At 60.5% G+C, this 21003-nt stretch carries 19 protein-coding genes; 6 read left to right on the plus strand and 13 right to left on the minus strand.

Annotated features, from left to right (window positions below):
* On the plus strand, nt 1–1310 hold a 1310-nt coding region (locus tag U0988_RS10120), incomplete at its 5' end, for an ABC transporter permease (RefSeq protein ID WP_322292500.1).
* Between the two features lie 35 nt (nt 1311–1345).
* On the opposite strand, the gene U0988_RS10125 is transcribed toward U0988_RS10120, so the two are convergent.
* Together U0988_RS10125 and U0988_RS10130 are read right to left on the minus strand one after the other, a co-directional pair.
* Nucleotides 1346–1795, minus strand: a complete 450-nt coding sequence (locus U0988_RS10125) for a DUF805 domain-containing protein (RefSeq protein WP_322292501.1) — start codon at nt 1793–1795, stop codon at nt 1346–1348.
* A gap of 111 nt (nt 1796–1906) precedes the next feature.
* Nucleotides 1907–4564 carry a TonB-dependent receptor gene (locus tag U0988_RS10130; protein WP_322292502.1) on the minus strand — a complete coding sequence of 886 codons (2658 nt, stop codon included), beginning with the start codon at nt 4562–4564 and terminating at the stop codon, nt 1907–1909.
* A 260-nt stretch (nt 4565–4824) separates the two neighbouring features.
* Here U0988_RS10130 and typA point away from each other — a divergent pair, with 260 nt between their 5' ends.
* Complete coding sequence (gene typA / locus U0988_RS10135) at nt 4825–6663, plus strand: translational GTPase TypA (RefSeq protein WP_322292503.1); 1839 nt, start codon at nt 4825–4827, stop codon at nt 6661–6663.
* Between the two features lie 287 nt (nt 6664–6950).
* On the opposite strand, the gene U0988_RS10140 is transcribed toward typA, so the two are convergent.
* From U0988_RS10140 to dcm, 3 genes are read right to left on the minus strand one after another with little or no spacing between them, the layout of a single operon-like run.
* Complete coding sequence (locus U0988_RS10140; RefSeq protein WP_322292504.1) at nt 6951–8171, minus strand: type II restriction endonuclease; 1221 nt, start codon at nt 8169–8171, stop codon at nt 6951–6953.
* Nucleotides 8171–8614, minus strand: coding sequence for a very short patch repair endonuclease (locus U0988_RS10145; protein ID WP_322292505.1), 444 nt, complete (start codon nt 8612–8614; stop codon nt 8171–8173). Before U0988_RS10145 ends, U0988_RS10140 begins: the two co-directional genes overlap by 1 nt.
* Nucleotides 8607–9854, minus strand: a complete 1248-nt coding sequence (gene dcm, locus U0988_RS10150; protein ID WP_322292506.1) for a DNA (cytosine-5-)-methyltransferase — start codon at nt 9852–9854, stop codon at nt 8607–8609. Before dcm ends, U0988_RS10145 begins: the two co-directional genes overlap by 8 nt.
* 373 nt (nt 9855–10227) lie before the next feature.
* Here dcm and U0988_RS10155 point away from each other — a divergent pair, with 373 nt between their 5' ends.
* A complete protein-coding gene (locus U0988_RS10155) occupies nt 10228–10629 on the plus strand; it encodes a VOC family protein (RefSeq protein WP_322292507.1) in 402 nt (133 codons plus the stop codon).
* A 68-nt stretch (nt 10630–10697) separates the two neighbouring features.
* Nucleotides 10698–11372, plus strand: a complete 675-nt coding sequence (locus U0988_RS10160) for an extensin family protein (RefSeq protein WP_416172386.1) — start codon at nt 10698–10700, stop codon at nt 11370–11372.
* Nucleotides 11373–11383: 11 nt separating this feature from the next.
* Here U0988_RS10160 and U0988_RS10165 read toward each other — a convergent pair whose 3' ends face one another.
* From U0988_RS10165 to U0988_RS10195, 7 genes are all read right to left on the minus strand, one after another.
* The gene (locus tag U0988_RS10165) at nt 11384–12046 is read right to left on the minus strand and encodes a response regulator transcription factor (protein WP_322292508.1); all 663 of its coding nucleotides are present in this window, start codon (nt 12044–12046) and stop codon (nt 11384–11386) included.
* A gap of 131 nt (nt 12047–12177) precedes the next feature.
* A complete protein-coding gene (locus U0988_RS10170; protein ID WP_322292509.1) occupies nt 12178–12921 on the minus strand; it encodes a proteasome-type protease in 744 nt (247 codons plus the stop codon).
* Nucleotides 12922–12939: 18 nt separating this feature from the next.
* Nucleotides 12940–13755 carry a transglutaminase family protein gene (locus tag U0988_RS10175; protein WP_322292510.1) on the minus strand — a complete coding sequence of 272 codons (816 nt, stop codon included), beginning with the start codon at nt 13753–13755 and terminating at the stop codon, nt 12940–12942.
* A 2-nt stretch (nt 13756–13757) separates the two neighbouring features.
* Nucleotides 13758–14702, minus strand: a complete 945-nt coding sequence (locus tag U0988_RS10180; RefSeq protein WP_322292511.1) for an alpha-E domain-containing protein — start codon at nt 14700–14702, stop codon at nt 13758–13760.
* A gap of 31 nt (nt 14703–14733) precedes the next feature.
* Entirely contained in the window at nt 14734–16161 is a 1428-nt protein-coding gene (locus tag U0988_RS10185; protein WP_322292512.1) for a circularly permuted type 2 ATP-grasp protein, read from the minus strand.
* Between the two features lie 75 nt (nt 16162–16236).
* A complete protein-coding gene (locus U0988_RS10190; RefSeq protein WP_322292513.1) occupies nt 16237–16998 on the minus strand; it encodes an esterase/lipase family protein in 762 nt (253 codons plus the stop codon).
* A gap of 3 nt (nt 16999–17001) precedes the next feature.
* On the minus strand, nt 17002–17562 hold the full coding sequence (locus tag U0988_RS10195; protein WP_322292514.1) for a DUF3617 domain-containing protein: 561 nt from the start codon (nt 17560–17562) through the stop codon (nt 17002–17004).
* 108 nt (nt 17563–17670) lie between these two features.
* Between U0988_RS10195 and uvrB the strand changes: the two genes are divergently transcribed.
* On the plus strand, nt 17671–19857 hold the full coding sequence (gene uvrB / locus U0988_RS10200; RefSeq protein ID WP_322292515.1) for an excinuclease ABC subunit UvrB: 2187 nt from the start codon (nt 17671–17673) through the stop codon (nt 19855–19857).
* 79 nt (nt 19858–19936) lie between these two features.
* Complete coding sequence (locus U0988_RS10205) at nt 19937–20575, plus strand: hypothetical protein (protein WP_322292516.1); 639 nt, start codon at nt 19937–19939, stop codon at nt 20573–20575.
* Nucleotides 20576–20600: 25 nt separating this feature from the next.
* On the opposite strand, the gene U0988_RS10210 is transcribed toward U0988_RS10205, so the two are convergent.
* The coding region (locus tag U0988_RS10210) for a tryptophan 7-halogenase (protein WP_322292517.1) at nt 20601–21003 on the minus strand (403 nt) is incomplete at its 5' end.

Genomic DNA, 21003 nt, shown 5'->3' on the forward strand with positions numbered 1-21003 from the left:
TGGCGGCGATCATCGCGCTGGCCCTGATCACTGCCCGCCAGCCGCTGCTGTCCGGCGGGTTCCTCGCCGGAGCGATGGTGACCCTCGGAATGCTGGCGCTGCTTGGCTGGGGCATCCGCAAGATCGCAGCCAAGGTTCCCCGCCCGGCCAATCCGCTGTGGCGGGCGGCGCTGGCCAATCTCCACCGCCCCGGTGCAGCCACCGGCGCGCTGGTGACGGCGCTCGGATTCGGGCTGAGCGCCTTTGTCCTTCTCGCGGCAATCCAGAGCAGTATCGACGGCAATATCGACCAGCGCGTCCCGCGCGAAGCGCCGGATTATTTCGTGCTCGACGTGCCGCGCGACCGGGTGACCGCGTTCGAGCAGCTCGTCGCCGCAGAGCAGCCCGGCGCAGCAGTCCGGACCGTGCCATCGATGCGCGGCGCAATCCTCGCCTACGGGCCCAGAGACGCGATGATCCGCGTCGCCGATCTGGAGGAAATACCCGACGGCGCATGGCCGCTGCGGGGCGAGCGCGGACTGACCTATGCGGATGATCTGCCGGTGGGCAACCGCTTGACGGCGGGCGACTGGTGGGGACCGTTCTACGACGGCGAACCGCTGGTGTCGGTCGATGCCGAATTTGCCGAGGCGGTGGACCTGCAGATCGGCGATTACCTGACGATCGGCATTCTCGGCGTGGAACGCACCGCGCGGGTGGCCAATTTCCGCACCATCGACTGGGAAAGCATGGGCTTCAACTACGTGCTGGTCTTTTCCCCCAACGCGATCCGCGATGCGCCGCACAATCTGGCGGCGACGATCGAATTGCCGGTGGGAGCGGAAACCGGCCCGCTGCTGCGCCAGTTGGTCACCAACTTTCCGTCCAGCTCGGTGATCGAGATCGGCCAGGTTCTGGCGCAGGCGCGGGTAGTCCTGAGTCAGGTCGGCACCGCCACCTTCGCCGCGGCATCGGTGGCGGTGCTGGCGGGGCTCGCCGTGCTGATCGGGGCGATTGCCGCGGCCCGCGCGGTGCGGACCTATGACACGGTGATCCTGCGCGTGCTGGGCGCGAGCCGCCGGCAAGTGCTGCTGATGCAACTGGCGGAATATGGGTTGCTGGCAATCGTTCTGGCGGTAGTCGCGCTGGCGCTCGGCACCGGGCTTGCCTGGCTGGTGGTGGTGCAATTGTTCGAATTTGCATGGCTTCCCGACTGGGCCGAAATCCTTGGCGTCCTCGGGGCCGGGCTGCTGTTCGTGCTGGCGTTCGCGCTGGCCGGTTCGCTCCCGCTGTTGCGAGCGAAACCGGCGCAGGCCCTAAGGGCGCTTTAGTGCCTGTCCCTAACGGGCGCGGGCGCTTTTAGGAGTTACTCGAACACACTCGCCTGTGTCGGATCCTTGGGATCTTCCCCGAAGCGGTTCGGACCGGGCGTGCCGGGCAGGAACATCAGCACCAGATAGCCGATCACCACCAATATCCCGACGTAAGGGACGTTCGCCAGCACCATGAATCCGAGATACCACCAGCCGGACATATCGCGGTCATGCAAGCGTCGGACATTCAACGCGATGGACGGAATTATGATGCCGATCGCGAACAGGACCAGCAGGCCTGCGCCAAGGTAGAACAACGGCCCCGGACCTTCGGGAATCATTTCGCTTTCGATCGTGGCAAGATCGAAGCCCCCGGCGAACATCAGCGCCACGCAAAGGGTGTAAACGAGCAGAGTAAACAGCGCGAACATCCAGTATTCCATCCGGCGCGACCGCCCGGAGAAATCCGCATAGCGCTTCAGCGGCAAAATCATCCAGTCCATTGATACCCCCATGCTTTATTATGGCTGCAAAGCATCACAATCTCTGACGCAGCGCAATAAAAAAGGGGCCACCTCGCGGCAGCCCCCTTCCCCTTATCATATCCAATCAGTTCAGAATTTGAACCGCACCGTGCCGCCGTAAGTGCGCGGCTGGTTGGGATAGCCCGAAACGGTTTGCGACTGCGCAACCCCCGGGAAGACGGTGGTCAGATTGCGATGGTCGGTCAAATTGCGGACATAGGCGCTCAGTTCCAGCCCCATGTCCATCGCCAGCGTCAGCGAGGCGTTGACCTCGCTGGTTTCACGCCGGAATTCTGTCGCCGCGGCACGGGCCGATGCGAAGGGATCAGGCTGCGTTCGGTCGATGAAGTCCGGCAGACCGTCGAGGATCTGCGTCTGGCTTTCGTGGTAGTAATCGACCCGGGCGATCAGATTGTTGCCGCTCGATCCCAGTTGGTGCGTGTAAGTGGCCGATGTGGCGATGGTCCATTCGGGAATGCCTGCCGGGCGAGTTCCGGAAAGATCACCCACTGCCGAGCCCGTGAAGGAATCGTAATTCGCATCGAGATAGGTGGTGGCGAAAGTGAACACCAGCGCCGGGATCGGGGTGATGGTCGTGTCAAGTTCGAAGCCCCGGGTCGATTGCGAACCGGCGTTGGCCAGAGCAAAACCCGTACCGGTGAAGGCAAAGGACTGGAACCCGTCGATGGTCTGGTCGAACACGGCCAGATTGACCGCAAGGCCGGGGAAACTGGCCTTGATGCCGATTTCATACACTTCCGCTTCTTCCGGGCCGGCAAAGCGCGATCCGGTGGACAGGTTCGGAACGATCAGACCGGCATCGCGGATCGGCGAAGATGGGGCCAGAATGACACTGCCCGAAGGCGCACCATTGCTGAGCAGCGCCGGAGTAAAATCGGCCGCCGAAGGTCGGGAATCGCGCGACAGATTGACCGACGATGCCTTGAACCCGGTTGCGTAGGTGAAATAGGCGTTGATCTGGTCGGTCAGTTCGGCCGATGCGCGCAGCGTGTAGCTGAAGTCATCGTCGCGGGTCTGCCCCGGCTCCACCGAGTTCGGCAGACCCAGGAACGGCGGCTGGAATTGCAGCGCCGTCAAGCCGAGAAACGGGTTACACGCTGGAGGAGCAGGGCTGGTTGCCGAACACTGCGTGGTCGACGCTGCTCTGAGGAATCCCTGGTTTGGCGCAGGAAGTGCATTGAATTGCGCCGGAGTCGTAACCGCTCCGCCCGTCAACAGGAATATGTAACGATCAACCAGGCTGATGTTGGACAATTCATCGAACGATTGCTGGGCCAGAGTGAAGTCTTTTTCATCGTCTGTATAGTTGAACCCGCCGGTCAGGGTAAGCCAGTCGGTAACTTCAAAGTCGACCGTACCGAAGATCGACCAGGACGTATTGTCCAGAGTAAACTGTTCCGCTGTCAGCGGACCGGCGGAGAAGATTGAACCCGCTGGCAGGCCAAGCGGGGCTTCCACGGCGGCCAGCGCACCGCCAGCCAGCAGATTGAAGAACTGCCGCCCATTGGCACCGGTGGTCAGGGTCGAATTCTGATCGATCGCCTCATCGAAGTAGAAGCCGCCCAGAAGGAAGTTCAGCGGACCGTCAAAATCCGAGGTCAGGCGGAATTCCTGGGTGAAAGTTTCAACCGATTGGTCGCGGAATTCATTGACGATATCCGCACTGGTGAAATCGACATCCTGATTGCTGACGTTGGTCAGTTCACGGTAGGCCGTAATCGAAGTCAGCGTGAGAGCGCCGAGTTCCAGGTCGCCTTGAATGGATCCGCCGTAGCTTTCGATTTCGTTCGTCGGCAGCCTGTTCAGGAAGCTGCGATCGGTCAGTGCGTCTTCATTGCCAATCTGGCCGCCGACCCCGAAAATGGCCGGCGCGGTCGGGCCGAAGCGGACATTGCCCACGTTGCAGCATACTTCGTCGATCTTGTTGTAATCGGCGATGGCACGCACCCGGAGCGCGCCGCCATTGTCGAACAGCAATTGGCCGCGAACGCCGTAGCGATTACGGTCGTTGATCCGCTCGTCGAGATTGACGACGGTCGCGTAACCATCGCGCTTGTTGTAATTCGCGTCCACCGCGAAGGCGAGGCTGTCGGTCAGCGGGCCGGTGATGTCGCCCTTCAGCACGATCTGGTCGTAATTGCCGTAAGTGGCCGAAACGCTGCCGCCGAATTCGAACTGCGGTTCCTGCGTGACCACGGAAATGACACCGGCGGAAGCGTTCTTGCCGAACAGCGTCGATTGCGGGCCGTTCAGGACTTCGATGCGGGAAACGTTCGCAAGATCGGCGATCTGGCCGGCGGAGCGCGAACGGAAGACGTTGTCGATGAACACGCCGACCGACGGCTCGATGCCGAAGTTGTTGGCGCCGTTACCGAAGCCGCGAATGATGAAGGTGGTGCTGGCCGCGTTCTGCAGCTGGCTCACCCGCAGCGACGGGGCGACTGTCTGCAGATCGATCAGATCGCGGATCTGGGCGCGCTCCAGCGTTTCGCCGGTGGTCACCGAAACGGCGATCGGCGTATCCTGCAGCGTCTGTTCGCGCTTGGAGGCGGTGACGATGATGAGATTGCCCGAAGCGGCCAGTTCGGCTTCTTCCGGTTCTTCGTCCTGCGCAGGGGCTGCGTCCTGCGCCATGACGGCGGTGGGAGCGATAAAGGCAACAGACGCAACACCGGCGAGCATTGCGGCACGTGCGGCCTGCGCACGTCCAAAAACGTTGAATTTCATGAAGTCTCCATCCTCTACCACGGCAGGCTGTTCTGTTCTCGAGGCCCGTCCTTGTCTTCAGGGCATAGGCGGGTCCGCGTCAACGCTCAAGCATCAGGTTGCAAATTACCACTACTGTTGCAAAGGAACCACAACGCCGTGGCGGGGTTCTGCTTGCCCCGCAGTGCAGCATCCGCTAGGGGCGCGCCCAGATGCACAGATGCGCTCACCGCGTGTCGGCACCCCTATCCTGCCTTACCGAATTAGCGAGCCCCCTTAGAATGTCCGCATTATTGCGCAATGTGGCGATTATCGCCCACGTCGACCACGGCAAGACCACTCTTGTCGACCAGCTGTTCCGCCAGTCCGGCACGTTCCGCGACAACCAGCGCGTGGAAGAACGCGCAATGGATTCCAACGATCTGGAAAAAGAACGCGGGATCACCATTCTCGCCAAATGTACTTCGGTCGAATGGGGCGAAGGCGAAGGTGCCACCCGCATCAACATCGTCGACACCCCTGGACACGCCGATTTCGGCGGCGAGGTGGAGCGGATCCTGTCCATGGTGGACGGCGTGATCCTGCTGGTGGACAGCAGCGAAGGCGCCATGCCGCAGACCAAGTTCGTCACCGGCAAGGCGCTCGCGCTGGGCCTCAAGCCAATCGTCGTGGTCAACAAGATCGACCGATCCGATGGCCGCCCGTCCGAAGTGCTGGACGAAGTGTTCGACCTGTTCGTCACGCTCGGCGCAAACGACGAACAGCTCGATTTCCCCGTCCTCTACGCCAGCGGCCGTAATGGCTACGCCAGCGAGGATATCGACGCCCGCGAAGGTACGCTGACCCCGCTGTTCGAAAAGATAATCGAACACGTGCCCAGCCCGGAAGCCGATTTCGACGGCCCGTTCAAATTCCTCGTCACCCTGCTCGACCGCGACAACTTCCTCGGCCGCATCCTTACGGGCAAGGTCCAGTCGGGCACGATCAAGGTCAACGGCCCGATCCACGCGCTGGATAATGACGGCAAGATCGTCGAAACCGGCCGCGCGTCCAAGCTGATGGCGTTCCAGGGCCTCGAACGCATTCCGGTGGAGGAAGCCCGCGCGGGCGACATCATCTCCATGGCCGGGCTGACCGTTGCCACGGTGTCCAACACCATCTGCGATCCTTCCGTCACCGAACCGCTCCATGCCCAGCCGATCGATCCGCCCACGCTTTCCATGCGCTTTGCGGTGAACGACAGCCCGTTCGCGGGCCGCGAAGGCACCAAGGTGACCAGCCGCATGATCCGCGACCGCCTGGCGCGCGAAGCGGAAAGCAATGTCGCGATCAAGGTCACCGAATCCGATGACAAGGACAGTTTCGAAGTGGCCGGCCGCGGCGAATTGCAGCTCGGCGTGCTGATCGAAACCATGCGCCGCGAAGGCTTCGAACTCGGCATCAGCCGCCCCCGCGTGCTGTTCACCGAGGACGAAAACGGCAATCGCCTGGAACCATACGAAACCGTCGTGATCGATGTGGACGATGAATTCGCCGGCACCGTGGTGGAAAAAGTCGCCATGCGTAAGGGCGAGATGACCGACATGCGCCCATCGGGCGGCGGCAAGACCCGGATCACCTTCAGCGCGCCCAGCCGCGGGCTGATCGGCTATCACGGCGAATTCCTGTCCGACACGCGCGGCACCGGGATCATGAACCGCCTGTTCGAAAAATACGGACCGTTCAAGGGCAAGATCGAAGGCCGCGCCAACGGCGTGCTGATTTCCAACGGCACCGGCGAAGCGGTCGGCTATGCGCTCAACATGCTGGAAGACCGCGGCATCCTGTTCGTGAAGCCGCAGGAAAAGCTGTATGAAGGCATGATCATCGGCGAAAATGCCAAGCCGGACGATCTCGAAGTCAACCCGATGAAGTCCAAACAGCTGACCAACTTCCGCTCCACCGGCAAGGATGACGCAATCCGCCTCACCCCGCCCAAGGTGATGACGCTGGAACAGGCCATCGCCTATGTCGACAATGATGAAATGGTCGAAGTCACCCCGCTGAACATCCGCCTGCGCAAGGCAATCCTCGACCCGAACGAGCGCAAGAAAGCCAGCCGCAAGAAAACCGACGGCTAACCCCTTCCCCCCTCCTCTTCACAGGAGGCGGCCCCAACTTCCCCCCTCCTCTTCAGAGGAGGGGCCGGGGGTGGTGCCTTGAATTCCAGCTAACTCCGTGCATCCCCCACACCCTCCGCCCCTGCGGGGCTCCTCCCTCTCCCCTGAAGGGGCGAGGGGAAGAGTTTTTGCTGCGAAACTGAACGCAGCAATTGACTTGAATGGATTTCCTTCCATTTAGAAGCACATATCACCCTTGGCGCCTCGGGGCCAAGGTGCGCGGCGATCCGAAAGGGTCGCCGCTGCTTCTAGAGCTCCTTGCCGCGCACCAGCTCAATGAAATCGGAAAATGAATAGAGCCACGACTGTTGAAGCGGTTTGAACGTCTTGTGGATTCCGCGAGGCACAACAAGCCGCAGATTTTTTGCCTGCATCTCATCCGTCTGCGCTTCGGAAATGCTCGGTTCAAGTGTGAGCAAGTGCTTCGGCGTAATGCGTTCGGCTTCGGACAGTACCTGCCGCCAGCGCTCCTTGATACTTGATTTGGCTCCCAACATTGTCAGGCCTGCGCTCGGAAACTTTAGGTCACGATATTCCTGATCTCCAGGAAAGAGGAAGTCTGGTTTGTTTCCGTTCTCTGTTACCGCCCCTCTTGCATATTTGATTGCATGAGCGTCCAGCACCGCTCCAATATGGCTTTCAAGCGCGAGTCCGGCACGAGATTTTCTTCGATTTTGGACGCTCAATGAAAATGAAATGAAGCTATCAACGTCAGAATTTCCGTTCAGATAGAAGCCCTCGGAAATTCTTTCGGAAACAATTCGCCTTTCTATTCTCCGGAACAACTGCGTCTCTCGTTCCATCCAATCGACAATCGCCCTGTCGGGATCATCTAGCGCAACCTCGGTTCCTATTGATTCTCTTGCCAGAACCGAAAGTATAGCTGGCCGGGGCATATTTACCCCGAACTTTTCCGTGAGATTTTCTATAAGATCTAGTTCAGCCTCTTCCGGCTCAACCGCAATTGCTTCGAGCACTGATCTTGCTGCAAAATCTAGTTCTCCTTGATCTGTGCCAGTTACTGGTTGAAAAACGAACGAAGCCTGGTTTCCATGCTCGACACCAAACAACCAGAGGAGTTGATTGTACATCGTACCGTCTGTCGGCGTGAATACTGCAAGTGCGCTTTTATCGTTTCGCAATGCCAAGAAAAATGAATCCCCAACAGCGATCAGGTCAGTGATCGAATTGGACTCATAATAGAGGCGGTATTCCGTTCTTCCTGGGGTGTCTCGACGGGAATCATACCACGTGAGAGTACCGTCGATTGCTTCGACCTGCTCTTGTTCCGCACCGATCCAAAGGAACTTTGTCGGAATTCTTAAAGGCTCTTCGCTACCGAGTAATGCTCGGAGAGCCGCAGAACCGTTGAATTCATGCTGATTGGATTTTTTCGGGTTGGTTTCGACCTCACTTAGATCTTTAACGACTACGCCGGTGAAATATTCCGAGAGATTGCCCCGTCGCATTATCTTCCCATCCCGTCCTCATCCCGGCGCAACCAAGCAGCGCATTCGTCAAGCAATAAGAATATTTTCGCCGATGATTTATTCATTAAATCACATTCCCATATCGTCAAATGACGAATTCCCATCTGATCGAGCTGCCGGCGAACCCTTTGGTCTCGTTTTTGGTTCTCGGTAAACTTCTTGCACCAAAAGTCAGTTCGACTTTTTGGTAATTTGAACATGTGGCAGTCATGAGCATGCCAGAAACAGCCATTAACGAAGATCGCAGAGCCAAATTTAGGAAAGACGAGGTCAGGCTTACCAGGCAGCTTTTTGTCGTGAAGCCTGAACCGGAAACCAAGACGGTGTAACCCCTGCCGCACAACCATTTCGGGCTTAGTGTTTTTGGCACGAATCCCGGCCATCATCCGGCTGCGAACTTCAGGCGTGACAACGTCAACCAATGGGTAGCAGCCTCCGGTCAACACCCAAAGACAACGTAGGTCCAGGCTGGCCTTTCGACTTTGTCGCCGAAGCCAGATACGGCTTCATAGCGTTCGCCAGGAATTCTACTACCGGTACCACAACAGCATTCCCAAACTGACGATATGCCTGCGTATCAGAGACTGGGATATGCCATGGGCGCTCGGCGGTCTCAAACCCCATAAGACGAGCACATTCCCGAGGCGTTAAACGTCGCGGTCGATTGCCCGGTTGAGCAATCAGTATCTCGGAGCCATCCTTATAATAACGTGCCGACAGTGTGCGCGCGACATCTTCGGGACCAAATAGACTGAAGCCGAAACCATTCCCCTTTGCCAAGTGCTTCGCCTTGTAATCCTGCAAATACTCCCAGAGTCGCGGAGTAAGGGTATATTTCGGGTCAACAGTATCGTGAGGGTCGAGGATCGATCCGAGTTTTGGCCCTTCTGCCTCGACTGGCAGTTCCAAATTTGCGAGATCAAACGTGGAACGATCCCTAAAGCCAACTATGAATATTCGTTCGCGCTTTTGGGGGACCCAAGGCGAAGAGTTTATTACCCGGCTTTGTACATGATATCCCAGTTCGTTTTCGAGGACATGCTTGATGGTAGCGAACGTATTGCCGCCATCATGCCCCTCGAGATTCTTGACATTTTCCAAAACAAAAGCTGCAGGCCGATGGTGCGCAATGATCTGTGCGGTGTCGAAAAAAAGTGTGCCCTGCGTATCACATAAAAATCCATGAGGCCGACCTAGAGAGTTCTTTTTCGATACGCCGGCGATCGAAAATGGCTGGCAAGGAAATCCGGCCAACAACAAATCGTGCTCCGGCACCAAGTCGGGCTCTTCGGAGAATTCACGCACATCGCCATGCGGGAGATGGTTGTCCCGAAAATTCCGGCGATAGGTCTCTTGAGAATACTTGTCCCACTCAGAAGTAAAAACGCAATGTCCGCCGATACCTTCAAAACCAATTCTCAAGCCGCCGATCCCAGCAAACAGATCGACGAAGCGAAAGGGCGTGTCGTGATAAACGCCTTTTGGCCGAGCAGAAAATTGTGTGAGCGCCTCCAGCGTCCGCATAACAGGTGCCTTCGGCATGATTTCGTTACGCTCCCACCGATATACTGTACTCTGGGAATACCCCAGCTCAGTCGCTGCCTGCTCGACAGACATGCCTGCTAATTCTCGAAGTTCGGAAAACGTCTGCTGGATTTTCAAGGGGCTCTCCTGGGAAGAATTTTGGCATCTTGCCAGGAAGGTTCCCAGAGAGCAAGAACAAAATAGAAACAATCCACCGAAGCTTAATAGCGGGATTAGAATCGCCTCGAATTTTCCTACACCGCCCCAATCTGGCATGCCCGGGGCAATGCCCTGCCCTGCCCGCCTTTTCCGTGTCACCGGCCCCTCGCGCAACAATCGCATAGGCGCGCGCAGGAATATTTTATTTTTCTCCAAAGGACGATCTGTCACCTTTCGGTGGTTTTTGCTGTGAATTCAGTCAGTTATACGGCGGACACGAAATGTTGGATGTGTCACTATTGTCACCTTTGCTGTGGTATTACACTATGGCGGTTCATGGGGAGACAGTGTGATGGCGAAGGTTTCAGGGCCGAAAAAAACCGGGCCAAAAATAACAGGACTTGGCGGGGTATTCTATGCCGTGTCCGATCCGGCGGCCACGCGGGCGTGGTACCGCGATGTGTTGGGGCTGGACGGGGAATACGGGCCGCAGATGCTGTGGTCGGAAGAAACGGGGGACCAGCCCTATTCGCTGATCAGCCATTTTGCGGACGACAGCTATATCAAGCCGGGGCGCGGCGGGTTCATGATCAACCTGCGGGTGGACGATCTGGACGGGTTCGTCGCCCTGTTGAAGGGCAAAGGGGTCGAAATTCTGGACAGCGCGGACGAAGGCTACGGCAAATTCGCCTGGCTGCTCGACCCGGACGGGATCAAGATCGAGCTGTGGCAGCAATGCGCCCCGCCGGAATAGCTCGCTGCATCGCACCGCGCCGCCGCCCGGCCTTGCCGTTAGCGTATGGTTCATCACACCTGGCGAGAATGCGCGCAATGTTTCGGCTCACGAACCTGATTGCACTGGGGGCGGCGCTGGCGGGGTGCGGCGGCATGGTGCCGGGCGGGCGCGGGGAGCAGACGGTGCGCGGGCCGGCCACTGCGGCGATTGCGGTCACGCCGGACGCGGGGCGGTGTCTGGCCAAGCTGGGACAGGCAGGCACGCAGTTCACCCCGGTGCCGGACCGTTATTACGGCGCGGGATGCTCCACGGTGAACACGGTCAACCTCAGCGCGCTGCAGGGGGACCAGGAACGGGTTTCGCTCGCCAACATGGGGCCGGTGACCTGCCCGACGGCGGAATTGATGGCCGGGTGGTCACGTTTCGGGGTGGACCGCGCGGCGCGGCAGATCCTGGGCAGCCCGCTCGCCCGGATCGAGACGATGGGCAGCTATGCCTGCCGCGATGTGGCGGGCCGCGGTCGGCGCAGCGCCCATGCCTCGGCCGAGGCGGTGGACGTCGCGGCTTTCGTGCTGGCCGACGGGCGGCGGATCAGTGTGCTCGCCGATTGGGACGGCGGCGGGCGGGCAGAGCGCGAATTCCTGCGGGTGGTGCACGCCAGCGCCTGCAAACGCTTCGGCACCGTGCTGGGACCGGATTACAACGCGGCGCACCGCGACCATCTGCACCTGGAGAAAGGCGACGGATCGTTTTGCCGCTAGCGGCGCGCTCCTCAGGCGGCGACGCCGATGTCCATCGCGGCCTCGATCCGCAGGCGCACAGCCTCCGCCGCGTGTTTCGCGCCCAGTTTCGCCATCATGTTGGCGCGGTGGATTTCGACCGTGCGCGGGCTGATGGCGAGTTCGCGGGCGATGGTCTTGTTGCTGCTGCCTTCGGCCAGCCAGTGCAGCACCTCGCGTTCGCGCGCGGACAGGCCGGCGATCCGGCTGCGCGCCTCCACCATGCGGCGGCGGGCTTGGCCGTGCCGGGCGATGTCGATGGCAATCTGGTCGAGCGCTGCGGCGAAGCGGCGCGCGTCGAGCGGCAGGGGGAGGTAATCGAGCGCGCCGGCCTTCATCGCGGCCACGATCCGGTGAGGGTGGGGCGCGGTGTCGGTGGCGATCAGCGGCAGCCAGTGGCCGTGTTCCGCCAGCCGCGCGAGCACCGCCGCCACGCCGCCGGTTGCCGGATCGTCCCGCGCCACGACCACCCCGGTTTCGGGCATGTGGTCGGTCAGTTCCTCGAGATCGGCATAGACCTCGGCATGATGGCCGAGCGCGAAGGCGCTGCGCGCGAGTTCGGCCCTGACGCGGCTGGAAGGTTCGACGAAGCGGATGATGAGGTGATGTTCCATGGCCCGAAGCTGCGCCGGAATTTCCGGGCGGGCACGGCGCATTGGAACCGAAGCGGATGGTTAACGGGCATTGACCATACCGCCGCCGCGGGGGGCGGATTGATCCGTTTCGGAGCGGAAATAGGGAGGATTGCGGTCCGCAGAAATGCTTAGGCGCTTTCCGCTATGTAGTTCTACTTATTGGACAAACTGTAATCGGGCAGCGAGTGGAACGCGGCCTTCAGCGCGTCGCCCCAACCGGACGAGATGGTCTGGAAATAGGGATCGCCCTGCGCGATCCGACGCTGGTGCCGCGGTTCGAACCCGTCGCGCTCGATCACCATCAGGTCGAGCGGGAGACCGACCGACAGGTTCGCCTTGAGCGTGGAATCGAAGGACACCATGAGCAGCTTGACCGCTTCCTCGAAGCTCATCGTCCGGTCATACCCGCGCAAAATGATCGGGCGGCCGTATTTGGTCTCGCCGATCTGGAAAAACGGGGTGTCGAAACTGGCCTCGATGAAATTGCCCTCGGGGTAGATCATGAACAGCCGGGGCTCCATGCCGGCGATCTGGCCCGCCACGATCATCGATGCGGTGAACTTGCCCTTGCCGGTCATCCCGTTGGCCGCCTGCCGCTCGCTGATCGTTTCGCGCACCAGCTCGCCGATCGCGGTGGCGACCTGGAACATCGTCGCCGTGTATAGCACCGAATTGATCCGCTCGTCCGGAGCCTTGGACCGTTCCTCCAGCTTGCTGATCACCGCCTGCGTGGTGGCGAGGTTCCCGGCGGTCATGACCGCGATGATCCGCTCGCCCGGGATGTTCCAGTGGAACATCTTGCGAAACACGGAGATGTTATCGACGCCCGAATTGGTCCGGGTGTCGCTCATCATGACCAGTCCCTTGTCGACCAGCATTCCCACACAATACGTCATCTCAATTTCCTGCGGTTATCACTGCTGTACTTGCTGCTGTTCGACCGCAACTTCAACATGCAGCGTCTGGGTTGCGCTGCCGAAACTGATCCCGGTGATCGGTGCGGCATCGCGGTAATCGCGCCCGGTCGCCACCCGGACATAGCGCGGATCCGGGCTTATGCCATTCGAGACGTCGAAGCCCACCCAGCCGAGCCCGTCGACATGCGCTTCCGCCCAGGCATGGGTGGCCTCCTGGTCGATCCGGTCGTCCATCATCAGATAGCCGCTGACATAGCGCGCGGGAATGTCCATCGCCCGCGCTGCGCCGATGAAAATGTGGGCGTGATCCTGGCAGACCCCGCCGCCGCGCACCCAGGCTTCTTCTGCGGTGGTGCGCACGTTGGTCTCGCCGATCTTGTATTCGACGTTGTCGAGGATGCGCGACGACAAGGCGTGAAGGAATGCCAGCTTGTCCGCGGACGTGTCCGACAGGCTGCGGAGCATCTGGTTGACCTGTGTGCCGGGCTTCGTCAGCGGCGTCTGGCTGAGGAACGACCACAGCGGCAGATGGCCGGAATGCTGCCCGATAATGCCAGCGTTGTCTTCCGTGTCGATCAGACCTTCGCACTGGATGATCACTTCGGTTGCACCCGGATTGATCGAGACCAGAGTTACGTGGTTGAAATGTTCATCGTCATATTCGAGTTCGCGGGTCGCATGATCGTATTGCATGGTCCAGGACCGGATTTTCTGGCCCTGCGTTGCCTTGGGCGTCAGCCGCAGGCGCTGCAAGGCGTGGACCACCGGTTCGGTGAAACTGTAGCGGGTGGAATGGCGGATCGATAAGCGCATGGTCAGCCGGTAAACCGATAATCTTCGGCGATTGCGGCGGCAATCGCGGCGTTGCTGTTCATGTATTCGATCAGGAACCGGTGGAGCCCCATTTCAAATACGGCGTCGACGGTCATGTCCGCAATCCGTGTGTCGGCTTCGCGCATCAACATGTTGGAACGTGCTTCGACCCCGTGGATTTTCGCCAGCGATCGAAGGTTTTCGCGCACCGCCGCGTGGCAGAAGGCCAGGCTGCGGGGGAACCTGGTGTCGAGCAGCAGGAACTCCACGATCCCGCGCGCGTCGATTTGCCCGGCGTTGAGGAAGCGGTAGCCGCGGTCTCCCGAAACGGATCGCAGCACCGTGTCCCACTGGCCTGTGTCATGCGTCGACCCGACATAGGAGAAGGACGGCAGCAGCAGGTAATATTTGATGTCGAGGATCCGCGCCGTGCTTTCACCGCGTTCCAGAAAGGTGCCGGCGCGGGCGAAGTGATAGCCTTCGCTGCGCAGCATGGAACCGGCCATCGCGCCGTGGACCAATGTGCCCCCGCGGCGGACCGCCGTAACCACCTGACCGACACTGGACTGGGTAACCGGGCGGGACAGCATCTCCTTGATCTGCATCCAGGTCTCGTTGATCGCTTCCCACAATTCGCTGCTGATCGCGTTGCGGGACAGCCGTGCGTTGGTTCGCACCGAATCCAGCATCTGCATCACGCTGGCGGGATTTTCCTTGTCCCGCAGGATGAAGTTCCAGGTCTGGCTGCCGGTGTAGGTGTCAAACTTCTTTTCATAGGCGGTTTTCTGCCCGGCAGTCTGGATCACGGATCGCCATTCTTCTTCCGAAGTCGCCAGATCGCGCGTCAGCGCCATGCGCAGACCGGCATCGAGCAGGCGCGCCGTATTCTCCGCCCGTTCCAGATAGCGGAACATCCAGAACAATCCGTTCGCTGTCCGGCCTAGCATGGTGCCGCCCCTGAGGTTGTCCGATGCGCCATCAATCCTTGAGCACCCATGTATCCTTGGTCCCGCCGCCCTGGCTGGAATTGACCACCAGCGAACCTTGCTTCATCGCGACCCGGGTCAAACCGCCGGGTGTGATGTCGATGGTTTCGGGCGAAACGAGCACGAAGGGGCGCAGATCCACGTGCCGCGGCGCGAGACCCTTCCTGGTGAAGATCGGGCACGTCGACAGAGCCAGCGTCGGTTGCGCGATATAATTTTGCGGGTTGCCTTCCAGCTTCTTGCGGAACTCGGCGATCTCGCGGCGCGAGGCGGTGGGGCCGATCAGCATCCCGTAGCCGCCCGATCCATGCACTTCCTTCACCACCAGTTCGGCCAGATTATCGAGCACATAGGCGAGGCTGTCAGTTTCCGAACAGCGCCATGTCTGCACATTCGGCAGCAGCGGCTTTTCGCCGGTGTAGAACTCGACGATTTCGGGCATGAAACTGTAGATCGCCTTGTCGTCGCACACCCCGGTTCCCGGCGCGTTGGCGATTGTGACCCCGCCTGCGCGGTAAACGTCCATGATCCCGGGAATACCGAGTACGCTGCTTGGGTTGAAGGTGAGCGGGTCGAGGAAGTCATCGTCAACCCGGCGGTAGATCACGTCCACCGGCTGAAACCCGCGCGTCGTGCGCATTCCGACGCGGCCGTCGATCACCCGCAGATCCGTTCCTTCGACCAGCTCCGCACCCATCTGGTCCGCCAGAAAGGCATGTTCGAAATAGGCGCTGTTGTAGATGCCCGGCGTCAGCACCGCGACCACCGGTTTGCCCTGGGTCACCGTCGGCGCACAGGCCGCGAGGCTTTTCGCCAGGCGGCGCGGATAATCCGATACCGGCTCCACCCCGACGCGGGTGAACAGTTCCGGGAACATCGACATCATGGTTTCGCGGTTTTCGAGCATGTAGCTCACCCCCGAAGGTGTCCGGGCATTGTCCTCCAGCACGAACCATTCATCGGGTCCGGTCCGCACCAGATCGATCCCGACGATGTGGGTGTAGACGCCGCCCGGCGGGGTAAAGCCGACCATATTGGGCAGCCATGCGGCGTTGTTGCGGAACAATCGTTCCGGCACCCGGCCGGCGCGGATGATTTCCTGCCGGTGATACAGATCGTACATGAACGCGTTGAGCGCGCGGACGCGCTGTTCGATGCCGCGGGTTAGCTTGCGCCATTCACCGGCGGCAATCACTCGGGGCACCATGTCGAAGGGGATCAGCCGTTCTTCGGCTTCGTTGTCGCCATAGACGTTGAAGGTGATGCCGGTGCGGCGGAAACTGCCCTCAGCCTCGAGATGTTTGCGGCGCAGCAGATCGGCCGCCTGTTCCTGATACCAGCTGTTATAGTCACCGTAGGCGGTGCGGATGGAACCGTCCGGCTTTTGCATTTCATCGAATTTATCCGTCGCGTCAGCCATGTACCCCCTGAACGCGAACTTCCTCGCGGCAAGACACACTGATACCGCAACTGCGAAGATAATAAAGGGGTAGCTTCATCCCTCGTCCAGCTCCCGCAAAACGGCGCGGATCGACTCTTCGGAATAGGCAAAGCCGAGGTGCGTACACCGCAGGGCGACTGCCCGGTCGCGCTCGCCTGCCTTGCCGCAGGCGCTGCGCGGACTGACGATCCCGTCGCGGGGGCTCCACAAGGCGGTAGTAAACACCGGCGGCTTGGACCCGGCGTCCCCCGCAATCGGCGGAGAATCGACACTGTGCCCGGTGATGAACTGATAGATGCGCCAGGCGTTGTTGGCGCGCGGGTTACCCGAAAAGGGCGAGCCCATCGTAACCACTTTGGCGACCATTTCCGGGTGCCGCCGCGCCAGTTCGCGGGCGAACAGGCCGCCAAGGCTCCACCCCACCAGATAGACCGGCTCCTGATAACGCCGGTAGAGTTCCTCCAACCGCCGTTCGAGAATCTCGAAATTCTCCAACGTCGGCCCGAAATTGAAGCCCAGACCCCATCGCTTGACCTTGTGCCCGGCCCTTTCCAGCTGACGCGCCATATACCGCATCCGGACAGGATGGGTCGCAAAACCCGGCAGCAGCATCACCTTCCGCGGATTGTCCGCCTCTGCAATCTCGAGATTGCGCGCCAGGCGCCGGACCGGCTCGATCACCACCTGCGTTTCCGCCAGCAAGCGCCGCAGCGGCGGCCCGCCGGCGTCACGCGGTTTCGGTTCCCGGGCCAGAGCCAGGCGGTAGCGCAGATCGGCGCTGCCGGTACTGCCTTGCACGCGGCGGAATGATTTCATCGGCTACCCTTGTCCGCTGCGGGCCGGGCATTCCCCGATCCGGCGGGACCGGGAATCCATCACCATGGTCATTTCCATCCCCGGCATCATGGTGGAACGGCTGTTCATCGTCATCGTCATGTCGGATCGTTCGGATTCGACCGTGCCGTCCATTCCCATCGTCATGGTCGTACCGCCGGGCCCGGTGCAGTTGAGCGCCGCATCCAGTTTGGAGCCCGACGCATCGAACTTGGAAAACGAGCAGGTCACACCCTGCCCCATCTGGCCCATGGATCGCACCATCTCCTCAAACCCTTTCTCCGCCTGATCCTTTGTCAGGCAGAAAGTCTCGGTCCGGTCGGTCCCGGATGCAAATTGCTGCTTCATCATTTCCGCCTGCTGCGCGGGCACACCGGGTACGGAGAATTCCCGCAGCACCGTGGTGGTTTCGTACTGACCCGGCATGGGGCCGGCCATTTTCCTGGCTTCCGCGACCACTTCGTCGGTGGATTTCTCCTCGGGCGTTTCGCTGCCGCAAGCGGTCAGAGCGAGCAGCGCAATCGGGATGAATGTCGTGCGGCGCATAATGGGCCCTTTCGGTTGGATCGGCTAAGCTTCACATCTTGAATACCAACTTGCCCCCAGTCTGCCAACTTCTTGCAGGGCCGCGCCATATTCCCCATATGTTCACCCATGGCCGAACTTGTGATTCGTCGCGGGCTGGCGGAACCGGATACCTCCGGCGACTTCACCCCGCACAAACCCAGACGCCCCGACAAATCGATGCCGGGCCGCCGGTTCGAACTCGTGTCCGATTACGAACCGGCGGGCGATCAGCCCACCGCAATCGCGGAATTGGTCGCCGGGACGCAGGGTAACGAACAGACACAGGTGCTGCTGGGCGTGACCGGCAGCGGCAAGACCTTCACTATGGCCAAGGTGATCGAGGAACTGCAGCGCCCTGCCCTGATCCTGGCCCCGAACAAGATCCTGGCAGCACAATTATACGGTGAATTCAAAAGCTTCTTCCCGAACAACGCGGTCGAATATTTCGTCAGCTACTACGATTATTACCAGCCGGAAGCCTATGTTCCGCGCAGCGATACCTATATCGAGAAGGAATCGAGCGTCAACGAGGCCATCGACCGGATGCGCCATTCGGCCACCCGCGCCCTGCTCGAACGCGACGATGTGATCATCGTCGCCTCCGTCTCCTGCCTTTACGGGATCGGTTCGGTCGAAACCTATTCGGCCATGATCTTCGACATCAAGGCGGGCGACACCGTCGACCAGCGCGAGTTGATCCGCAAGCTGGTTGCGCTGCAGTACAAACGCAACGACGCCGCCTTCACGCGGGGCACGTTCCGCGTCCGGGGGGACAATCTGGAGATTTTCCCGAGTCACTACGAAGACATGGCGTGGCGGGTCAGTTTCTTCGGGGACGATATCGAGGCGATTAGCGAATTCGATCCGCTTACCGGCAAGCCGGGCGCGAGCCTCGAGAAAGTCCGCGTCTATGCCAATTCGCATTATGTGACCCCCGGCCCGACGATGAAGCAGGCCGCCGAAGCGATCAAATTCGAACTTGCCGAGCGGCTCAAGGAACTGGAGGCCGAAGGCAAGCTGCTGGAGCTCCAGCGGCTGGAACAGCGCACCAATTTCGATCTCGAGATGATCGCCGCCACCGGTTCCTGTGCGGGAATCGAGAATTACAGCCGGTTCCTGACCGGCCGCCTGCCCGGCGAACCGCCGCCGACATTGTTCGAATATCTCCCCGAAAACGCGCTGCTCTTCGTCGATGAAAGCCACCAGACCGTGCCCCAGATCGGCGCGATGTCGAAAGGCGACCACCGGCGCAAGATCACGCTGGCGGAATACGGTTTCCGCCTGCCCAGCTGCATTGACAACCGTCCGCTCCGCTTCAACGAATGGGATGCGATGCGCCCGCAAACCTTTGCAGTATCCGCCACGCCGGGCAATTGGGAGATGGAGCAGACCGGCGGTGCGTTTGCCGAACAGGTGATCCGCCCGACCGGCCTGATCGACCCCCCGGTGGAAATCCGGCCGGTGGAGGACCAGGTGCAGGACTGCATCGATCAATGCCGCCAGGTGGCCGCCAATGGCTACCGCACGCTGGTTACCACGCTGACAAAGCGGATGGCGGAAGATTTGACCGAATTCATGCACGAAGCCGGCCTCAAGGTGCGCTATATGCATTCCGATGTCGAAACGCTGGAACGGATCGAGCTGATCCGCGACTTGCGTCTCGGCGTGTATGACGTGCTGGTGGGGATCAACCTGCTGCGCGAAGGGCTCGACATTCCGGAATGCGGGCTGGTGTGCATCCTCGATGCCGACAAGGAAGGCTTCCTGCGCAGCGAAACCAGCCTGATCCAGACCATCGGCCGCGCCGCGCGCAATGTCGACGGGCGGGTCATCCTCTATGCAGACCGGATGACCGGCAGCATGGAACGCGCGATTGCGGAAACAGACCGTAGGCGCGAGAAACAGCGCGAATACAATCTGGAACACGGGATCACCCCGACCACAATCAAGCGGAACATCCAGGATATCGTCGCCCACACCGCCAGCCGCGACGGCGTGCTGGTGGAGATTGATGCCGAGGGGGCCAACAATCTGGTCGGCCACAATTTGCGCGCCTATATCGAAGGCCTGGAAAAGAAGATGCGCGCTGCCGCCGCCGATCTGGAATTCGAAGAAGCAGGCCGCTTGCGCGATGAAATCCGCAAGCTGGAAGCCGACGAGCTCGGTATCCCCGACACGGACAAGAAAGCGCCTCTTGTCGGCCGCTCGACCGAAGGCAGGCCAGGCACCCGCAAGATGAGCTACGGCCAGACGCAAAGGAAATGGAAGAAGTAGCCGTCAGGCAGCATTCAAGCCCCAAAAATAATCACAACACTCTTGTCGCAGGCGATTTACCGGGCCAGCTGCGGCTGCCATGGAACGGCGTTCAATTCCCGACACCCGCGCCGAAGACAACAGCCGTGCCGGTGACCGGCGTCCACGAAAGCCAGATATGCTCCGCATTGCCCCGTCCCTGCTTTTCGCTCTGGCTGCAACTGCCGCCATGACGGCCTGCAAACCTCCCGCCACCGACGATTATCTCGAAAGGGTGGATCTGGCTGAAGCCACCGGTGCAGGCAGGGCACCCCTGCCGTCTCCCGACACCAGCAAGGCCGTGTGGGCGGATAGCAGTACTGCCGGGCGCATTCTTTTCGGTAACCCGGCCGAAGTGCCCTATCTCGCTCTTTCGTGCGAGGCTTCGCCGACTGGCGAGCCGCTGATAAGGATCATCCGCTTCGCCGCCGCCGATGCGCAGGCGAAGGCGCTGTTCGCCCTGGTCGGCAATGGCCATATCGCCCGCATTCCCGTGGATGCCACGTGGAACGGGCGGGCGTGGCTGTGGGAAGGCACCATTCCGGCGGACGATCCCAAACTTGAAGTGCTGACCGGGAAACGCACCATCACGGCCACCCTGCCCGGCGCAGGAAAGCTCGACCTGAACCCGAGCCCGCTTCCGGCGCTGCTGATCGAAACCTGCCGCAAACCGCTGGCACCGCAGATTCCAGACGGGTGAGCAGTCCCTGTGGCCCTGCTTCAACTCATGCAGGCACCGCAGGGCAGTACCGCGCGAGATAGTCGGCATGACTGGGCATCTGCTGCACCAGGAAACGAATCGACTTCTCCATCTCGCCGAGCTCTTCGGACAATGCCGGCTCTCCGATCACATCGGCCATCGGATTGTGCCCCTTCATGGCGATACCCTGCCCCATCATCACCGCAGTCCAGCTGCTCTCGGTAAACAGCTCGTCTTCCTCGCGGAAAATCTGCCCGTTGAGTTGGAACAGGGCCATCTTTTCCTTGAGGGAATCCGGCACGCTCATGGTGCGGCAATAATTCCAGAACTCGCTGTCGTCACGCGTGGTGGCATGATAATGCAGGATCAGGAAATCGCGGATCCGTTCATATTCCTTGATCGTCAGCCGGTTGAATATATCGGCCTGT

The sequence above is a fragment of the Allopontixanthobacter sp. genome, assembly GCF_034376665.1.
Classification (GTDB): domain Bacteria; phylum Pseudomonadota; class Alphaproteobacteria; order Sphingomonadales; family Sphingomonadaceae; genus Allopontixanthobacter.

Coding starts and splice junctions, on each gene's coding strand:
- U0988_RS10130 (WP_322292502.1), bottom strand. CDS start 4,564: ATGAAATTCAACGTTTTTGGACGTGCGCAGGCCGCACGTGCCGCAATG.
- uvrB (WP_322292515.1), top strand. CDS start 17,671: ATGGCCGAACTTGTGATTCGTCGCGGGCTGGCGGAACCGGATACCTCC.
- U0988_RS10140 (WP_322292504.1), bottom strand. CDS start 8,171: ATGCGACGGGGCAATCTCTCGGAATATTTCACCGGCGTAGTCGTTAAA.
- U0988_RS10175 (WP_322292510.1), bottom strand. CDS start 13,755: ATGCGCTTATCGATCCGCCATTCCACCCGCTACAGTTTCACCGAACCG.
- U0988_RS10160 (WP_416172386.1), top strand. CDS start 10,698: ATGCGCGCAATGTTTCGGCTCACGAACCTGATTGCACTGGGGGCGGCG.
- U0988_RS10190 (WP_322292513.1), bottom strand. CDS start 16,998: ATGAAATCATTCCGCCGCGTGCAAGGCAGTACCGGCAGCGCCGATCTG.
- U0988_RS10125 (WP_322292501.1), bottom strand. CDS start 1,795: ATGGACTGGATGATTTTGCCGCTGAAGCGCTATGCGGATTTCTCCGGG.
- U0988_RS10185 (WP_322292512.1), bottom strand. CDS start 16,161: ATGGCTGACGCGACGGATAAATTCGATGAAATGCAAAAGCCGGACGGT.
- U0988_RS10155 (WP_322292507.1), top strand. CDS start 10,228: ATGGCGAAGGTTTCAGGGCCGAAAAAAACCGGGCCAAAAATAACAGGA.
- U0988_RS10195 (WP_322292514.1), bottom strand. CDS start 17,562: ATGCGCCGCACGACATTCATCCCGATTGCGCTGCTCGCTCTGACCGCT.
- U0988_RS10170 (WP_322292509.1), bottom strand. CDS start 12,921: ATGACGTATTGTGTGGGAATGCTGGTCGACAAGGGACTGGTCATGATG.
- U0988_RS10180 (WP_322292511.1), bottom strand. CDS start 14,702: ATGCTAGGCCGGACAGCGAACGGATTGTTCTGGATGTTCCGCTATCTG.
- U0988_RS10165 (WP_322292508.1), bottom strand. CDS start 12,046: ATGCGCCGTGCCCGCCCGGAAATTCCGGCGCAGCTTCGGGCCATGGAA.
- typA (WP_322292503.1), top strand. CDS start 4,825: ATGTCCGCATTATTGCGCAATGTGGCGATTATCGCCCACGTCGACCAC.
- U0988_RS10205 (WP_322292516.1), top strand. CDS start 19,937: ATGGAACGGCGTTCAATTCCCGACACCCGCGCCGAAGACAACAGCCGT.